This window comes from Caulobacter sp. FWC2 (assembly GCF_002742625.1).
GTDB lineage: Bacteria > Pseudomonadota > Alphaproteobacteria > Caulobacterales > Caulobacteraceae > Caulobacter.
This window is the reverse complement of record NZ_PEBF01000001.1, coordinates 515,976-533,237: the sequence shown is the minus strand read 5'-3', so window position 1 is coordinate 533,237 and position 17,262 is coordinate 515,976. Positions and strand designations below refer to the sequence as shown.

Here is a 17,262-nt window from a genome sequence, read left to right as displayed (position 1 = left end):
AACGCCTGTCTGGAGCGATGCGGCGGAAACCGGTTTCCGTCAGGCATCGGTCAATTTTTTTGCAGGAGGCCCTATTGGCCCCGCAGGACGATGGCGTCGGCGCCAAGCGCGACCTTGCCGTTGAAGGTGGCGGCGGCGGCTTGCGCGAAGCCTTCCGGGTCGTTGGTGCGGAACCAGCCCACGAAGCGCGCGTCCGCCAGACGGGCGTCGGCGATCTCGATCTTGCGGTCGTTGTAGCGGTTGAACTCGGCCGCGGCCTCGGTCAGCGTCTGCCCGTCCAGCACGATCTGGCCGTCACGCCAGGCTAGTCGCCGGGCCAGATCATCGTCAGCCTCCGGCGGGACCAAGACCCCCGTATCGTTGTTGGCGAAGACCCGTTCGCCGGCGGCGACACGGCGCGGAGGGGTCTTACCGTCCTTGGTCCAGACCTCGACCACGCCTTCGGTGACCAGGACGTCGCTGCCGCCCTCGCGCTTGCGCACCGAAAAGGCCGTGCCGACCGCCCGGACGCGGACCGGGCCGCTTTCGACGACGAAGGGACGATCGACGTCCTTGGCCACCGCGAACCAGGCCTCGCCGCGCTGCAGCTTCACGGCGCGAAGTCTCGGCTGCATGTTCACCTCCAGCTCGGAGCTGGTGTTGATCGCCGCCACCGAGCCGTCGGACATCGGCACGCGGCGGATCTCGCCCAAGGTCGTGTCGTAGCGCTTGGCCAGCAGGCGCGGAGCGACCACCAGGCCTGCGAGACCCGCGGCCATGGCGCCGAGGCCCGCCAGGACGCCTCGACGACGCGGGCGCGCATGTTCTGCTCCGGCCGGCGATTGTCCCCCCAAGGCGCGGCCTCGGTCCAGACGGGTCCAGCCGGCCTCGGCCCGGGCATAGGCGCCCACACGCCGGCGATCGCCGGCCAGCCAGGCGTCGAGGTCGGAGCGGACGGCCTCGCCGTCGCGGTCGACGCGGACCACCCACCGGGCGGCGTCCGCCTCGATGTCAGCGGCGCTTTCGCGTTCGACCATCGGTCTTCTCTCTGGCTCCGTGCGCGCCTGTCGACGCATCCTGTTCGGTCATGGCCGTGAGGATGGCGCGCAGCCCCCGCACCGACTCGTTTTCGACGACGTGTTCGCTGACGCCCAGCCGTCGGGCGATCTCGCGCTGGGGTACGCCCTCGATCTTGCGCAACTCGAAGATCCGGCGGCACCGGTCCGGCAGGGCCGCGATCAGGCCCCTCACCCGCTCAAGCTCCCGCCGGCCCGAGACGATGCGCTCGGCGGACGGGTCCTCGAGCGCCAGGTCCAGCGCTTCGATCTCGCTGACGGTTTCGATGCGCACCACGCGGGCGCGGCGGATCTGCTCCAGGGCCACGCTGCGCGCGGCCTGGAAGAAATAGCCGCGCGGCTCGCTGATGTGGTCGATGTTGCTCAAAGCGGCCAAGCGGCAATAGGTCTCCTGAAGGATATCGTCGACATCGCCGGCGGCGGCGAACGAACGCCGCAGCCAGACGCGCACGGCCGCTTCATGGGGCAGGATTTCCCGCCCCAGCCACGCCACGATGCGCGCGCGCCCTTCCGACACGTTTCCCCGCCTTGTTATGGGTCTTCCCCTCTGCGATGCACGGCCGCGGGTTTTCCGTCAAACTTAGACGCGCGTCCATCATCGCTTGCGCCTTGTCCCGCCGCGCGTTGTCGCGAGCGGCCTCAGACCTTCGTCGCGCCGGCGCGGCCGTCCTCGACGACCCAGGTGTTGAGCGTAGCGACCGTGGCGCGGGGGTCGCGGACGTCAGAGATGACCCTGTAGCGGGTCGTCATCCGGTCTCGCGCCACGTCGATCGACATGTAGCCGCGCACCCGGCTGTCGAAGAACTTGATCTGCGGATTGTTGGGCATGACCGCCATCAGGCCTTCATAGGGCGGCCCCGACGAGGTGATCGAGGTGCCGACGAACTCGGTGGCGATGGTGGCCGAGGTCGGATCGTCGGCGTTCAGCTTGACGTCGTTGGTCCAGAACGAGTGGTAGTCGCCGCTCAGCACCACGGGGTTGCGCGGCTTCAGCGTCGTGATCGCCTGGGCCAGGCGGTCGCGGGCGCCGGGGAAGCCGTCCCAGGTGTCGGTCCAGAACTTGGTGTCGGGGCCGCCGTCGCCGAAGCGCAGGCCGGCCATCACCAGGTCCTGGCCCAGCACCGTCCAGCGCGCCTGGGTGTTGGCCAGGCCGTCATACAGCCAGCGCTCCTGGTCGAAGCCCAGGAAGGTGCGGGCCGGGTCGCGACGATCGGGGCAGGCCGCGTCGGTGACGATCTGGCCCTTGCCACCGCCCGGACCGTCGGCGCAAGGCTGGCGCGAGCGGTACTGGCGGCCGTCCAGCATGAAGAACTCGGCCAGCTTGCCGTAGCGAACCCGGCGGTAGATCGGCATCTGCAGCCGCGCGTCCAGACGCGTGCGGCGGATCGGCATGGCCTCGTAGAACGCCTGGTAGCCGGCCGCCCGGCGGCGGCGGAAGCTATCCGGCGAGACGCCGGGCGTCTTGGACCAGATCCCCGAATAGTCGTCCTGGATCTCGTGGTCATCCCAGGTCGCCAGGCAGGGCGCGACATGGTGCAGGCGCTGCAGATTGGCGTCGGTGCGATGCAGGGCGTAGCGGTTGCGGTAGCCCGCCAGGGTGGTGGCCTCTTCCAGGCCGTAGGGGCGGACGACCTGGTCCTTGCGGTCCGGCCCCATCGAATATTCGTAGATGTAGTCGCCCAGGAACAGGGTCAGGTCCGGGTTCTCGTCGGCCATGTGGCCATAGGCGCTGAAATAGCCGCGCTCCCAGTGCGAGCAGGAGGCCACGGCCAGGCGTAGGCGGTCGATGTCGGCGTTCGCGGCCGGTGCGGTGCGGGTGCGGCCGACCGGGCTCTGCTGGCCCAGCGCGGTGAAGCGGTACCAGTACGGGCGGCCGGGGCGCAGGCCCGCGACCTCGACGTGGACGCTGTGCGCGCCGGCGGGCTCGGCCGTCGTGTCGCCGGCCGTGACCACATGGCGGAAGGCCTCGTCGGCGGCCACTTCCCAGCGAACGGGGACGGCGGCGCCCATGCCGCCCAGGCCGTCGGGAGCCAGGGGATCGGTCGCCAGACGGGTCCACAGCACCATGCCGTCGGGGGACGGATCGCCGCTGGCCACGCCGAGCGGGAAGACATAGGCGCCGCCGGCTCGGGCCTGGCCGAAGCGCAGCAAGGCCGGGGCGACGACCAGGCCGGACAGCAGCGCGCGGCGGTTCAGGGTAAGCGAAGACATGACGGCTCCTAGAGCTGGGACCAGGCGCTGACGCCCTTGGCCTCGGCGACGGCGCGCACGCGGCGTTGCACCGGGGTGGGCGAACCGGCGACGCGCGGGTTTGTGACGCTGACGAAGCTGGCCTCGACCGCCTCGCGCGTGACGTGGACGGCGACAAAGCCGATCGCCAGATGATCGCACCAGACAATGTCGCGGTTACGCTCGGCCACACGCTCGCCGAACGGCGCGTCCTTCATGGCCAGGACCACGCCCAGCGACGGGCCGGTGAGCGTGCTGGTCGAAAGCTCGACCGCCACCCGCCCTTGCGCGTCGTGCAGTTCGTTGATGAAGGCCATGTGGCTGTCGCCTGACAGCACCACCGTGCGCGCCCCGCTGGCGCGGATGGCGTCATAGACCCTCTGCCGCTCGGCCGCGTAGCCGGACCAGGCGTCGAGGTTCAGCAGCGGCAGGTCGAGCTTGGTCAACTCGAAGAAACCCTTCAGGGGACCCGAGGCCGGCGCCCAGCGGCTCATGTCCGGATAGGCGTAGTCGGCCATCACCGTGGCGCTGCCCAGCAGCACCCAGGGCCGACCGGCGGCGACCGAGCCGCGCATCTCGGCGGCGATCCAGTCCACCTGTTGCTGGCCCAGCATCCGGCGCTCGAGGTCGGCGATCTTGCGGCGGAAGCCGTCGAGGTCGGGGCGCTGGTCGGGCAGCCGGTCCAGATCCTTTGGCAGGGCCAGCTGCGCCTCGCGCGCCTTCAGCCGGGTCTCGGGCACGATCAGGGTGGCCAGGTCGCCGAACCCCACCGCCCGCTGGATGGCGTAGGGGTCGGCCGGGTCCGGATCGCGGATCGGCATCCACTCGTAATAGGCGCGGACTGCGGCGGCCTTGCGGACTTCCCAGTCGCCGTCCTTGGCCGGGTCGTGGTGCTGAGCGCCGCCCGTCCAGTCGTCGTTGGCGATCTCGTGGTCGTCCCAGGTGCAGATCCACGGCGCGCGCTGGTGGGCGGCCTGAAGGTCGGCGTCCGTCCGGGCCTGGGCGAAGCGGCGGCGATAGTCCTCAAGCGTGACGGTGTCGCGCGGCGGATCGGCCGGCCGCAGGGTGGGCAGACCCGGATAGTTCGAGGCGCCGTATTCGTAGATGTAGTCGCCGACGAACAGCACCGCATCCAGCTTCGGCCGCTCGGCGATGGCCCGATAGGCCTGGAAATAGCCCATGGTGTACATGGCGCAGCAGGCGACCACGAGGTCGAGATGGTCCACCCGTCCGACGGGCAGGGTGCGCGTGCGACCGACCGGCGAGCGCTGGGCGCCGGTCTCGAACTGGTACCAGTAGTCGGTCGCGGGCTTCAGCCCCTGCGCCATGACCTTGACCGTGAAGTCGCGCTCGGCCAGGGCGATGAAGCGCCCCTCGCCGACGACCTTGCGCATGGCCGGGTCCGTGGCGATCCGCCAGCGGCCGTCGACTTCGCCCAGACCCGTGACCCGCGTCCAGAGCAGCATCCGGTCTGCGGCCGGCTCGCCGCTGGCCACGCCGTGACGGAAGGCGATCTCAGCGGCTTCCGCGCCGGAGGCCAAGGCCGCCGCGCTCAGGGCCAGACCCGTCCCCACGACCTGTCTGCGATCCACCGTCATGACAAGCTCCTATCCAGAACGCGGAAACCTCGCCGCGGCGCAAAACGCGCGCCGCAGCGAGGCCGATGGCCGAAGGGGAAACGGCCGTCGATCAATAGCGCCAGGTTACGCGAACGCCATAGGTCCGGGGCTCGTGCGGCGAGGCCGTCGCGGCCGAGATGAAGGCGTTGCGGGTCTCTTCGAAATAGTCGTCGGTGGCGTTGTTGACCCAGACGCCCACTGAGTACTTGCCGTTGGCCGGGCGGGCCGTGAGGCTGGCGTTGAACAGCCAGTAGTCGCCGATCACCGAGTTGGACGACGTGCTGAACATGTCGCTGCGGTAGTTATAGTTGGTCTCGGCCTCGACCTGCCAGGCGCCGACGTCCATCACGTAGCTGACAGCGCCCTTGTAGTCGGTGCGCGGGAACGGCAGGCGCTCGCCCGAGCGGTCGCTGTAGACGATCGTGTTGTACTGGCCAGTCACCGGGTCCTTGGCGGCCTCGGTGGCGGTGGCGTTGACGAAGAAGAACTCGTCATACTGGCCATACTTGTAGCCCAGCGACTGGCTGATCGTCAGGCGCGCCGTCGGCTTCCAGGTGATCTCCAGCTCGCCGCCCTCGATGTGCGACTTGGGCACATTGATGATCCGGCCGACCCGGCCGGTCTGGGTGTAGAGCACGCCCTGCAGCTGCTGGTCGCGATAGTCGTAGTAGAAGGCGGCCAGGTTGACGCGCAGGCGGCGGTCGAAGAACTCCGAGCGCAGGCCCGCCTCGTAGGCGATCAGCTTTTCCGGATCGAACGGGTCCAGCTGGGTGGGCAGGCCGCTGTTATAGGTCGTGAAGCCGCCCGACTTCACGCCGCGCGCCACGCTGGCGTAGCCCAGCACGTCCTTGGTGAAGTGATACTCGCCGCCGACCTTGCCGGACCATTCGCCCATGTGGCGGTCCTTGTTGGTGTTGGCCAGCAGGGAGTAGGTCGGCGCGATGATCTGGGTCTTGAAGCCCTTCAGCTCGCGGGTCTCGTCCTCGTAACGCAGGCCGCCCGACAGGGTGAGGCGGCTGGTCAGGTCGTAGTCGAGGTTGAAGAAGACGCCCGTGGTCTCGACATCCTGCTTATAGGTGGTCGAGAACCAGTTCTTCAGGGTCGAGGCTTCCGAGAAGTCCGAATAGAAGCCGCCGTCGACCGACTCCGTGGAGTGGTAAAGGCCGGCCAGCCAGCGGAACGACTGGTCGCCGCGCGAGGCCAGGCGCACTTCCTGCGACAGGGTGTCGATGTCGTTGAAGAAGAAGGTGCCGGCTTCGTTCGAGGCCGTGGCGTCCCAGTCGTTGAACTCGCGGCGCTTGAAGGTCTCGTAACCGACCACCGCCGTCAGGGCGGCCCAGCCGAAGTCGTGGCGCAGGCGGACATTGGCGCCGACGCCCTCGTTGTCGCGGAACGGCTTGGCGTTGGTCGAGGCGCCGATCAGGTTGGCGAAATAGGGCGTGATGCCCCAACCGGTGATCCGCGGGTCGGTGTCGATCGGGTAGAGCTTACCGATCGGCGCGTAGTTGTGCGACTGGAAGGCGCGGGTGACCAGGCGCAGGCCCAGGCCGTCGGACTTGTCGCGGTTGTAGCGCAGCGAGCCGTCGATCTCGGTGACGTCGCTGGGCTTCCAGTCCAGCTTCAGGCGGGCGGCCAGGCGGTCCTTGTCGCCGAGCTTCTCGTGGGTGTCGCGATTGTACTGCCAGGCGCCGCCCTGGTCGGTGGTCATGGCCAGGCGGGCCGACAGGGTCTGCGTCAACGGACCCGAGACGAAGCCGTCGACATGGCCGGCATTGAAGCGGCCATACGAAGCGGTCAGGCCCGCGTCGAACGTTTGGGTCGGGGCGTTGGTGATGACGCTGACCGCGCCGCCGGTGGTGTTACGACCGTAGAGGATGCCTTGCGGACCCCGCAGCACCTCGATGCGGGCCACGTCGAACAGCGCGCCCTGGGTCATCGAGCCGTAGGGATAGGCCACCTCATCGATATAGACGCCGACGGTGCCTGTGTTGTTGGCGGCGTAGTCGGTCAGGCCGACGCCGCGGATGCGGAACTGTGGCTGGCCGCCGCCCAGCTGGCTGGTGACCTCCAGGTTCGGGACGCTGTTCTCCAGGTCGTTGACGGTCTGGATGTTGCGGCGGTCCAGTTCCGAGCCGCTGACCACGGTCAGGGCGGCGGCGACCTTCTGTTCGGATTCGGCGCGGCGGCGCGCCGTCACCGTGACCTCGTCCAGGCGGGTGGAGACAGCTTCGTCCGCCGCCGGAGCGGCCGCCTCGGCCGCCATGGCCGGCCCCGCGAAGATCGCGGCGCTTCCCATCAGCAGAGCCACGAATTTCACTTTCGACAGTACACGCATCACGCCCCCTCTTCCCGACGACAAGCGGCCGGAAAAATCAGTTGTTCGACATCGAGAGGGATATAGGAGCGACCCATGTCGCTTTGATGAAGCCCCGGCAAAGGAACTCTTTCACGCACTCCTGGGCGGAAACACAGTCGACTGAGCGGCTGGAATAATATCGTTCGTTCGACGCGCTACGCAGTCACCGGCACCAGGGCTAGCGCAGCCGCGCCAAGCCGCGCCTCCGCCCCTTGAGCCTCGGTCTCGGGGAAGGCCGCGCTCAACAGGGCCGAGCCCTTGATCCAGATGGCGAAGCGCATGGCGCCGAGGCGGGTCATGTCGAACATCGGCGGCCAGACGGCGTCGCGCCGCGCATAGGTGCCGCCGCCCTCGGGACCGCGCAGCAGCATGGCCATGTTCTCGAAGGCGGCGTCGCGGCGGGCGATCAGGCAGATCTGGGCGATCAGCCGGGCGTACTTGACGTAGAAGCCGGCGCGTCCCGGGTCCTCGGATGATCCTGGCCGCAATGTCGGAGCCAGCAGCGCCGCCAGACCCTCCAGGTCCGCCGGCCGCTCGCGGTCGCGCGGGCTGCGGGTGTCCAGATAGTCGGGGATCTCGCGAAACACGCTGTGCCAGATCGCCTCGGCCAGGAACGAGCGCATGTCGGCGAAATGGTAGAGGACGGTCGAAGTCGAGACCCCGGCCGCCTGGGTCACGGTGCGGTTGGTGACCGCCCCGATCCCCCGTTCCAGGATCTGGTCGGCGGCGATGTCCAGAAGACGCATCTTCACCGACTGCTCGGCGTACCGCTTGCTGGGCGGCTCGGGCAGCACCAGGGCGTCGGTGAACCATTGCGCAACCTTGGCCTCGCCGCCGGACGGCTCGCCGAACGCCATGGCCACCAGCCCCTCCAGGCTCTCCCGCAGCAGCAGTTCGTAGTCGAGCCGCCGCGCCAGGGCCGCGGCATAGAGCTCCTCCATCAGCAGATAGGGCAGATAGACAGCGCCCAGGCCCGCCAGCTTCGCGTCACGGGCCAGCAGCCCGCCCAGCTTGCTTCGCCGCATCGCCAGCCATCGCGCCAGCGGTTCGCGCGCGGCCTGGGCGGCCTCGGGATCGATCAGAACCTCTTCCCAGATCCGGGCGAAGCGCGCCGAGGGTTCGGCCCGCGCCAGGACGTAGCGCGCGGTGATGTCGACCATTCTCCGATGATCCAGGACCAGACCGTCGACTTGGGACAGAAAGGCGTCATGGAACGCGAGATCCTCCTCCATCGCCGCCTCGACCATGGCGGCCACCACCCCGGCCTTGGTCTGGAAGAGATTGAAGATGACGGTCGTGCTCTTGCCGATCGCGGCGGCGAGGTCGCGCACCGACAGCGCCGACAGCCCCTGCCCCGCGACGATATCCATGGCCGCGACCACCGCCCGCGCCCGCGCGTCGTCGCGATCCGGAAGGGTGACGGCGATGGGGTCTGATCGGGCGGGCATGGCGCTATGTAAGCGAGATTCCGGCGCGGGCCGCGCGATTTTGCTCTACCGCGCGCTGGCCCCGTACGTAGCGGACGCTCAGGCCGCGCGGGCGTGATGATCGCCGGGATGAACGTCGAACCGCTTCACCAGGTCGCCCAGCCGGGAGGCCTCGCCCTTCAGGGCATGGGCCGCGGCGGTCGTCTGTTCAACCATGGCGGCGTTCTGCTGGGTCATCTGGTCCATCTGATTGACGGCGACATTGACCTCGCGCAGGCCCGTGGCCTGCTCCTTGGCGGAGGCGGCGATCTCCGCGACCATGGTCGAGATCTCGCCGACCCGCGCGATGATGCTGCCCAGGGCCACGCCGGTGCGATCGACCAGGGCGACGCCGACCTCGACCTTGTTCGTGGCCGCGCCGATCAGGGTCTTGATTTCCTTGGCGGCCTCGGCGGATCGTTGGGCCAGGGCCCGGACTTCCTGAGCGACGACGGCAAAGCCCCTGCCGCTCTCGCCCGCGCGCGCCGCCTCGACCCCGGCGTTCAGGGCCAGCAGGTTGGTCTGGAAGGCGATCTCGTCGATGACCCCGATGATCTGGCCGATCTGGGCCGAGGCGGTCTCGATCTCACGCACCGCCGTCACGGCGTCGCGGACCGAGGTTTCCGTCGACCGGGCCTCGGAGCGAGCGGCGTCGACCAACGTACTGGCCTTCTGCGCGCCATCTGCGGCATGGCGCACCGCGCCGGTGATTTCGCCGAGCGCGGCGGCGGTCTCTTCCAGGCTGGCGGCCTGTTGTTCGGTGCGCCGCGACAGGTTGTCGGTGGCGGCGGCGATCTCGGCCGCGCCAGCGCCGACGCCGCGCGACGAGCGGCCGATGTCGCTCATCGTGGCGTTGAGAGTCTCGGCCGTCGTGTTGAAGTCCCCGCGCAGGCGTTCGTAGTCGGCGGCGAAGGCCTGGTGCAGGCGCGTGCCGACCGCGCCTGCGGCCAGTTGCTCCAGGCCCGCCGCCAAGGCGTCCAGGGCGGTGCGGCGGTCGTGCTCGGCGGCGCGACGGTCGGCATCTGCCGCAAGGCGTTCGCTCTCGGCCTCGGCGCGAGCGCCTTCTTCCCGTTCCCGCAGACTGCGCCGCTCCAGCACGTTCTCCCGGAAGACGGCGATGGCTTTCGCCATCTCGCCCAGTTCGTCGTGACGACCGGCATAGGGCACGGGCGCCTCGTAGCGCCCCTCCGCCAGGTCGCCCATGTAGCGGGTGATCGCCTCGACCGGCCGAACGATGGCGCGGCGCATGGCCCAGATCCCACCACCGATCAGCGCGGCCAGCAGCAGGGTCACGCCGGCCATCAGGCTCAGTTCAAGCTGCTGCTTGGCGTGCGCCAAGGCTTCGACGGCGGCGCTGTCCTTGGCGATCATCGGCGTCGCGCGGTTGACCAGCGCCTTGTGCGCCTCATAGGCTTTCATCATGCTAGCGTGCAGACCATCGGCCCGAACCTGATCGCCGGAGCCTAGCGCCGCGAGCATGGCTTCAGCGTCGTCCAGGAAGCGGCGCGCCTGAGCATCTGACTGCTCCAGCAGGACGCTCTTGATCTCCGGCGCGATCTCGACCGTCCGCCAGTGCGTGACCCGGTCCTCGTACTCCTTGCGGCGGTCACGGATTTCGCGCGTAGCGGCTTCGATCTTCTCGGGCGAACGGATGTAGTAGGCCATCTCGGCGTCGAGGTAGGCCTCGACCACATACATCGGCGGCGGCAGGATGTCGGCGGTGAGGTCCTTGCCGGCGATGATACGGTCGTAAAGGGGACCACCGATCCGCAGGGTGGCGATCGCGTTCCACGAGCCCGCCGCCAGCAGAATGAGGCCAATCCACAGGGCCGCGCCGAACAAATTCATCGCGCCCGATAGCTTCAGCCGCATGCCGCTTTTCCCCGTATGCGTTCATTGACAAGAGAGGCGCAACGTCTGCTGGGGAGGTGAAGCTCAGCTTAATGATAACGGCGGCGCTGCCCAGATCGGGTATCTCAATTTCATTCGAAAATATAATTAAAACAATAAGATATAATGAACTCAGGCGGATGGGCGCACCTCGGGCTGTCGGACCCTCTTAACGCACGCCCGTCTCGATGACACGGACGCCCTGTGCTTCGCATCTCGCCGCCAGGTTGGGGCTGTCCAGCCGGTCCGTGACGAAGACGTGGACGTCGCCGATGTGACCGATCCGCACGGGCGCGGGCCGGCCAAGCTTCTGGCTGTCGGCGACCAGGATCACCCGCCGGGAGCTCTGGATGATCGTCTGGGACACCTGGACCTCGTTGATGTCGAAGTCGAGCAGCGACCCGTCCTCGTCCATGGCCGAAGCGCCGATAATGGCGAAATCGACCTTGAAGTTGCGGATGAAGTCGACCGCGAGAGCCCCGACGGAGGCGCGGTCGGCGGTTCGCACGCGTCCACCGACCACGATGACCTCGATGCCGGGCGACGACGCCAGGATGTCGACGACATTGAGGTTGTTGGTGATCACCAGCAGGCCGGACCGGCCTTGCAGGGCCTTGGCCACCTCCTCGGTGGTCGTGCCGATATTGATGAAGAGCGAGGCCTTTTCGGGGATCAGGGCCGCAGCCGCGGCGCCGATCGCCTCCTTGGCTTCTCGGGCCAGGACGCGCCGCGCCTCGTACTCCAGGTTGTCAACGCCGCCCCCGGCGATCACCGCGCCGCCGTGCACGCGATTGAGTAGACCCTGGTCGCAAAGATCGTTGAGGTCCTTGCGGATCGTCTGACGCGACACCTGGAGCTGATCGGACAAGGCCTCGACCGTTACGCGTCCGCTTTTGCGGGCGAGCGCCAGAATCGCCTCGTGACGTCGCTCGATAGCCATCAATCCACCTCCGATCCCGGCTTAACGCGCCGCGCTCGCTCTTGGCCAGCGCGGCTTGCGGCGCTTTCGGATGAGCGCGCGCTTTTCGCGACCTGGTTTCGTTTTTTGTTTTCGGATTTGCGATTTACGGTCAATGGCGCTAATCATGGTCTCAAAATAAGGGAGAGCGTCAGGGTGGAGTTCGATCTTCTGGTGGTCGGTGGCGGCGTGAACGGCGCGGGCGTGGCCCGTGACGCGGCCGGTCGCGGGCTGTCGGTCCTGCTGGTCGAACAGAACGATCTGGCGAGCGCGACATCGTCGGCGAGCACCAAGCTGGTGCATGGCGGCCTGCGCTACCTCGAATACTATGAGTTCAAGCTGGTCCGCGAAGCGCTTGAGGAGCGCGAGACGCTCCTGGCCATGGCCCCGCACATCATCTGGCCGCTGCGGTTCGTCCTTCCGCACGCCCACGCCACCCGTCCCGCCTGGCTGGTCCGGCTGGGCCTGTTCCTCTACGACCATCTCGGCGGACGCCGCCGGCTGCCCGGGTCGCGCGGGCTCAAGCTGAAGGGCTCGCCCGAGGGCGCGGCGCTGCGTCCGCAATACCGCAAGGCCTTCGCCTATTCGGACTGCTGGGTCGACGACGCTCGCCTGGTGACGCTCAACGCCATGGACGCCCACGCGCGCGGCGCGGTAATCCAGACCCGCACCAAGCTGGTTTCGGCCCACCGGGTCGGCGCGGCCTGGGAAGCGCGGCTGAAGCCCCAGGACGGCCCTGAGCGTACGGTGCGCGCGCGCGCCATCGTCAACGCCGCCGGCCCCTGGGTCTCCGACGTCCTGAGCGGCGCCTTGGACGTCTCGACGGGCAGCGGAACGCGCCTGATCAAGGGCAGCCACATCGTGGTGCCGCGCCTGTTCGAGGGCGAGCACGCCTACATGCTGCAGAACCCCGATCGCCGGATCGTGTTCGCCATCCCCTACGAGGATCGCTTCACCCTGGTGGGCACAACCGACGTGGCCTGGGACGCCCCGCCGGGGCCGGCGCAGATCACCGCCGAAGAGGTCGATTATCTCTGCGAGAGCATCAATCGCTATTTCGCCCGCCCCATCACGGCGCGCGACGTGACATGGAGTTATGCTGGCGTCCGTCCGCTGTTCGACGACAACGCCGACAGCGCCTCGGCCGTGACCCGCGACTACGTGCTGGAGGTGGACGCGCCGCAGGCGCAGGCCCCCGTGCTGTCGGTGTTCGGCGGCAAGATCACCACCTATCGCCACCTGGCGGATCAGGCGATGAACCGCCTCGGCGCGTTCTTCCCCGACGCCGGTCCGTCCTGGACGCGGGGCGCCGTCCTGCCCGGCGGCGACCTGCCTGACCTGGACCGCGCCGCCCTGGCCCTCGCCCTGCGCGCCGAGTTTCCATTCCTGCCGGACGATCTCGCGCTCCGCCTGGCGCGCTCGTACGGCACCCGGACGCGACGTATCCTGGCCAACGCCAGGAGCCTGGCCGACCTCGGCGAGGACTTCGGCGCGGGGCTGCACGCCGCCGAGGTCGATTATCTGGTCGCCGAGGAGTGGGCGCGCACGGCCGAGGATGTCCTCTATCGCCGCAGCAAGCTGGGCCTGCACATACCGCCGGAAGGGGCCGTCCGCCTCGAAGCCTATCTGGATCGCGCCCGCGTCACGCCGTCGGTAGAGGCGCTGGAGGCATGACCGTCGGCCGCCACATCCTGGCCATCGATCAGGGCACGACCAGCACGCGAAGCATCATCTTCGACGCTCAGGGCGCGGTCGTCGGCGTCGACCAGCGCGAGTTCGCCCAGAGCTATCCCGAACTGGGCTGGGTCGAGCATGACCCCGAGACCATCTGGCGGGACGTGGTCGACACCGCCCGCGCCGCCCTCGCCCGCGCCGGCGTCGCCGCAGACGCCGTCGCCGCCATCGGTATCGCCAATCAGCGCGAGACCGTCGTGGTCTGGGATCGGCGGACCGGACAGGCCGTTCATCCGGCGATTGTCTGGCAGGACCGCCGGACGGCCGATCGCTGCGGGGCCCTGCGGCAGGCCGGTCACGAATCCCTTGTCCAGGCGCGCACCGGTCTTCGCCTGGATCCCTATTTTTCGGCCAGCAAGCTGGCCTGGCTTCTCGACCACGTCCCCGGCGCCCGCCAGGCCGCCCAGCGGGGCGAGCTGGCGTTCGGCACGATCGACAGCTTTCTGCTCTGGCGGCTGACCGGCGGCGCCGTGCACGCGACCGACGCGACCAACGCCTCCCGGACGCTGTTGTTCGACATCCATCGCCAGGTCTGGGACGAAGACCTGCTGGCGCTGTTCGACATCCCCGCCTCGCTGCTGCCGGACGTGCGCGACAACTGCGCCGACTTCGGCGAGACCCAGGCCGACCTCTTCGGCGCGCCCGTGCCGATCCGCGGCATGGCCGGCGACCAGCAGGCGGCGCTGATCGGTCAGGCCTGCTTTGATCAGGGCATGGTCAAGGCCACCTACGGCACCGGCTGCTTCATGCTGATGAACACCGGTCCACGGCCTGTGTCGTCGAACACGCGCCTGCTGACCACGGTCGCCTATCGGCTGGACGGCCAGCCGACCTATGCGCTGGAAGGCTCGATCTTCGTGGCGGGCGCGGCGATCAAGTGGCTGCGCGACCAGATGGGCCTGATCGTGCGGGCGTCCGACACCTCGAGCATGGCGACCCAGGTGCCGGACGGCCATGGCGTCTACATGGTGCCGGCTTTCGTCGGCCTAGGCGCACCCTATTGGGATCCGCACGCCAGGGGCCTGATCCACGGCCTGACCCTGGACACCTCGGCCGCCCACATCGCCAGGGCCGCCCTGGAGTCGGTCGCGTTCCAGACCCACGACCTGATCGCGGCCATGTTCGCCGACGGCGCCTCGCGCCCCAGCGCCTTGCGGGTGGATGGCGGCATGGCCGCCAACGACTGGCTGTGCGCCTTCCTCTCCGACGTGATCGACGCGCCCGTCGAGCGTCCCGTCAATATCGAGACCACCGCCCTGGGCGCGGCCTTTCTGGCCGGCCTGGGCGCGGGCGTCTGGCCCAGCCTGACCGCTATCGCCGAAGGCTGGCGGCTGGATCGACGCTTCGATCCCGAGATGACGCCACAGTCGCGCGAACAGTGCCTGGAGGGCTGGCGCGATGCGGTGGCCCGCACGCTCTATCGGCCCGCGCCCCGCGCCGAAACCTCCGGGCCGTGAGACATGAAAGCCCCGCTCCGCGAAACTGTTCAGCCACTCGTCGAAATTGGCTTGACCAGTCTTTTTGCAAGGTGTAGCCAAGCTTAAACAAAATTAAAATCAATAACTTAGGGAGGGTATCATGCGAAAGTTGATTTTGCTCGCCACTGCGGCGACCGGCGTTCTGGCCATGCCGAGCCTGGCGGCGGCCCAGGACAATCAGACCACCGGCCTGGCTGAAATCGTCGTGACCGCGACGAAGCGTTCGGCCAACCTGCAGAGCGTTCCGGTGGCCGTCACCGCCATCACGGGCGAGACGATCCAGAACCAGCGCATCAACGAGTTCGGGGATCTCACCCGCGCCGCCGCGTCGCTGACCCTGACCCAGAGCACGGCGTCGCCGAACAACGCCATCATCCTGCGCGGCATCGGCACCTACGCCTTCTCGATCGGCGTCGAGCCTTCCGTGGCCGTCATCATCGACGACGTGCCGGTGGTCCAGCAGGCCCAGGCCTTCGACAACCTGTCCGACGTCGAGCGCATCGAAGTGCTGCGCGGCCCGCAAGGCACGCTGTTCGGCAAGAACGCCAGCGCCGGCGCGATCAACATCGTCACCCGCGATCCCTCGGTCGCCTTCAGCGGCCACGCCTCGGCCACCGCCACCACCGACCGGGGCTACAAGGCCGACGCCTCGATTTCCGGCCCGATCTCGGACGCTACGGGCTATCGCCTGGGCGTCTACTACAACCACTGGGACGGCAACGTCCGCAACCTGGCCAACGGTCAACGCCTGAACGACAACACCTCGTACGGCGTCCGTGGCAAGCTGCGGTCCGAGTTGACCGACAAGCTGGTGATGTCGTTGAGCGGGTCTTACGCCAAGTCCAAGTCGGACGGCACCGCGGCGACGCTGCGGCTCATCGACCTGAACTACGTTCCGGCGGGCTCCACCACGCCGGTGATCCCCAAGTTCAACGGCGTCTCGATCGTACCGGCCCTGGCCGGCATCACGCCCGGCGCGAACAACCGCAAGACCCGGGTCGACAACGTCGGCTTCACCGACAACAAGCAGGCCAGCTTCAGCGGCAAGCTGAGCTATGATCTCGGCTTCGCCAACCTGATCTCTGTCACCTCGTATCAGGACTGGAAGTATAACTTCGCGGCCGACGTCGATGGCACCGACCTGGCGGTCAACGGCACGGCCCCGAACGTGACCAGCCCGATCCAGCCGGGCCTCGGCGTCAGCAATTCGGGTCCTTATCACTCCAAGTCGTTCAGCCAGGAAGTGCGCCTGACCTCCAAGGGCGAGGGTCCGCTTTCCTACGTGGTGGGCGCCTTCTACGCAGACGCCAAGACGACCCGCGACTTCCAGCGCGGCCCCGCCCTGCTCCTGGCCAAATGGACGGGCTGGCAGAGCACGCGCAGCGTCGCGGCCTTCGCGGGCGTGGACTACAAGTTCCCGACCAACACCACCTTCAGCGGCGCGGTTCGCGTCAACAACGAGCGGATCGAGGACAGCTTCGTAAATCTGCTGCCCAGCGCTACGGTCTATGTTTCGCCGACCAATATCGGCACCTGCGGCGCGGGCAGCCAGCTGTGCGCCGGCAGCAACGAGGACACGGTCGCCACCTGGAAGCTTTCGCTGAACCAGGAGCTGGCGCCGCGGGTCTCGGTCTACGCCAGCGCGGCTACCGGCTATAAGGGTTTCGCCTACGACATCTCGTCGGGCTACACGCCGCTGCGCACCCAGAACCCGGTGCAGCCCGAGAAGTCGAAGTCCTACGAGGCCGGCCTGAAGAGCCGCTTCTTCGACAACCGCGTGCAGCTGAACCTCGCGGCCTTCTACACCGACTACGACAACTTCCAGGCTCAGTCGTCGCAGTACATCAACGGCGCCCTGCAGCAGAAGCTGAACAATGTCGGCAAGCTGCGCACCAAGGGCGTCGAGATCGAAGCCCAGGCCATGCCGGTCGAGTGGCTGCGCCTGGACGCCTCGGCCGCCTATACCGACGCCCAAGTGATCTCGTTCCCGAACGCGGCCTGCTATCCCGGCCAGGCCCAGACGGGCACGGGCTGCGGACCGTCGACCAACCCGGTCGGCCTCGGCAATGTTCAGGACCGCTCGAACACCCAGCTGCCCAACAGCCCGAAGTTCAAGATCAACCTGGGCGGCACGGTCACGCGTGATCTGGCCAGCGACCTGAAGGGCGTCTTCACCGTCAACTACCAGTACCAGAGCAAGGTCAATTTCGACCTGCTGGGCAACCCGCTGGCCGAACAGAAGGCCTATGGCCTGCTCAACGCCTCGGCGTCGCTGGCGCGTGGTGACGTCAAGGCCACCCTGTTCGTCAACAACCTGCTCAACGAGCACTTCGTGAGCGGCATCGGCGACGGCTTCGGCTCGTACGGCGTCCACTTCGTGACCCAGGTGCTGTCGCGCGACAGCGACCGCTACTTCGGCCTGAAGGTCGACACCAAGTTCTAGGTCTCGCCTCCCCAGACGAACCTACAATGGGGAG

Annotated in this window: 11 protein-coding genes; 3 read left to right on the top strand and 8 right to left on the bottom strand. The window is 68.1% G+C overall.

The window, feature by feature from the left end:
* Window positions 1–71: 71 nt before the first annotated feature.
* The 8 genes from CSW62_RS02595 to CSW62_RS02560 form a co-directional block, all read right to left on the bottom strand.
* Window positions 72–1,016, bottom strand: a complete 945-nt coding sequence (locus CSW62_RS02595; protein WP_099575648.1) for a FecR family protein — start codon at window positions 1,014–1,016, stop codon at window positions 72–74.
* Window positions 991–1,572 carry an RNA polymerase sigma factor gene (locus CSW62_RS02590; RefSeq protein WP_099575647.1) on the bottom strand — a complete coding sequence of 194 codons (582 nt, stop codon included), beginning with the start codon at window positions 1,570–1,572 and terminating at the stop codon, window positions 991–993. Before CSW62_RS02590 ends, CSW62_RS02595 begins: the two co-directional genes overlap by 26 nt.
* Before the next feature lie 122 nt (window positions 1,573–1,694).
* A complete protein-coding gene (locus CSW62_RS02585; protein WP_099575646.1) occupies window positions 1,695–3,266 on the bottom strand; it encodes an alkaline phosphatase in 1,572 nt (523 codons plus the stop codon).
* 8 nt (window positions 3,267–3,274) lie between these two features.
* Entirely contained in the window at window positions 3,275–4,882 is a 1,608-nt protein-coding gene (locus tag CSW62_RS02580; RefSeq protein ID WP_099575645.1) for an alkaline phosphatase, read from the bottom strand.
* A gap of 91 nt (window positions 4,883–4,973) precedes the next feature.
* Window positions 4,974–7,238, bottom strand: a complete 2,265-nt coding sequence (locus tag CSW62_RS02575) for a TonB-dependent receptor (protein WP_099575644.1) — start codon at window positions 7,236–7,238, stop codon at window positions 4,974–4,976.
* A gap of 176 nt (window positions 7,239–7,414) precedes the next feature.
* The gene (locus CSW62_RS02570) at window positions 7,415–8,707 is read right to left on the bottom strand and encodes a TetR family transcriptional regulator (RefSeq protein WP_099575643.1); all 1,293 of its coding nucleotides are present in this window, start codon (window positions 8,705–8,707) and stop codon (window positions 7,415–7,417) included.
* 78 nt (window positions 8,708–8,785) lie between these two features.
* A complete protein-coding gene (locus CSW62_RS02565) occupies window positions 8,786–10,597 on the bottom strand; it encodes a HAMP domain-containing methyl-accepting chemotaxis protein (protein WP_099575642.1) in 1,812 nt (603 codons plus the stop codon).
* Between the two features lie 187 nt (window positions 10,598–10,784).
* Complete coding sequence (locus tag CSW62_RS02560) at window positions 10,785–11,555, bottom strand: DeoR/GlpR family DNA-binding transcription regulator (protein ID WP_099575641.1); 771 nt, start codon at window positions 11,553–11,555, stop codon at window positions 10,785–10,787.
* 174 nt (window positions 11,556–11,729) lie between these two features.
* On the opposite strand from CSW62_RS02560, the gene CSW62_RS02555 reads away from it, so the two are divergent.
* From CSW62_RS02555 to CSW62_RS02545, 3 genes are all read left to right on the top strand, one after another.
* Complete coding sequence (locus CSW62_RS02555; protein ID WP_099575640.1) at window positions 11,730–13,247, top strand: glycerol-3-phosphate dehydrogenase; 1,518 nt, start codon at window positions 11,730–11,732, stop codon at window positions 13,245–13,247.
* Complete coding sequence (gene glpK, locus CSW62_RS02550) at window positions 13,244–14,764, top strand: glycerol kinase GlpK (RefSeq protein ID WP_099575639.1); 1,521 nt, start codon at window positions 13,244–13,246, stop codon at window positions 14,762–14,764. The genes CSW62_RS02555 and glpK overlap by 4 nt, the downstream gene beginning before the upstream one ends.
* A 121-nt stretch (window positions 14,765–14,885) precedes the next feature.
* A complete protein-coding gene (locus CSW62_RS02545) occupies window positions 14,886–17,228 on the top strand; it encodes a TonB-dependent receptor (protein WP_099575638.1) in 2,343 nt (780 codons plus the stop codon).
* The last annotated feature ends 34 nt before the right edge of the window (window positions 17,229–17,262 follow it).

What these genes read in the sequence shown, in the direction of transcription:
- CSW62_RS02595 (WP_099575648.1), bottom strand. Translation starts at nt 1,016, where the DNA reads ATGGTCGAACGCGAAAGCGCCGCTGACATCGAGGCGGACGCCGCCCGG.
- CSW62_RS02585 (WP_099575646.1), bottom strand. Translation starts at nt 3,266, where the DNA reads ATGTCTTCGCTTACCCTGAACCGCCGCGCGCTGCTGTCCGGCCTGGTC.
- CSW62_RS02580 (WP_099575645.1), bottom strand. Translation starts at nt 4,882, where the DNA reads ATGACGGTGGATCGCAGACAGGTCGTGGGGACGGGTCTGGCCCTGAGC.
- CSW62_RS02575 (WP_099575644.1), bottom strand. Translation starts at nt 7,238, where the DNA reads ATGCGTGTACTGTCGAAAGTGAAATTCGTGGCTCTGCTGATGGGAAGC.
- CSW62_RS02570 (WP_099575643.1), bottom strand. Translation starts at nt 8,707, where the DNA reads ATGCCCGCCCGATCAGACCCCATCGCCGTCACCCTTCCGGATCGCGAC.
- CSW62_RS02565 (WP_099575642.1), bottom strand. Translation starts at nt 10,597, where the DNA reads ATGCGGCTGAAGCTATCGGGCGCGATGAATTTGTTCGGCGCGGCCCTG.
- CSW62_RS02560 (WP_099575641.1), bottom strand. Translation starts at nt 11,555, where the DNA reads ATGGCTATCGAGCGACGTCACGAGGCGATTCTGGCGCTCGCCCGCAAA.
- glpK (WP_099575639.1), top strand. Translation starts at nt 13,244, where the DNA reads ATGACCGTCGGCCGCCACATCCTGGCCATCGATCAGGGCACGACCAGC.
- CSW62_RS02545 (WP_099575638.1), top strand. Translation starts at nt 14,886, where the DNA reads ATGCGAAAGTTGATTTTGCTCGCCACTGCGGCGACCGGCGTTCTGGCC.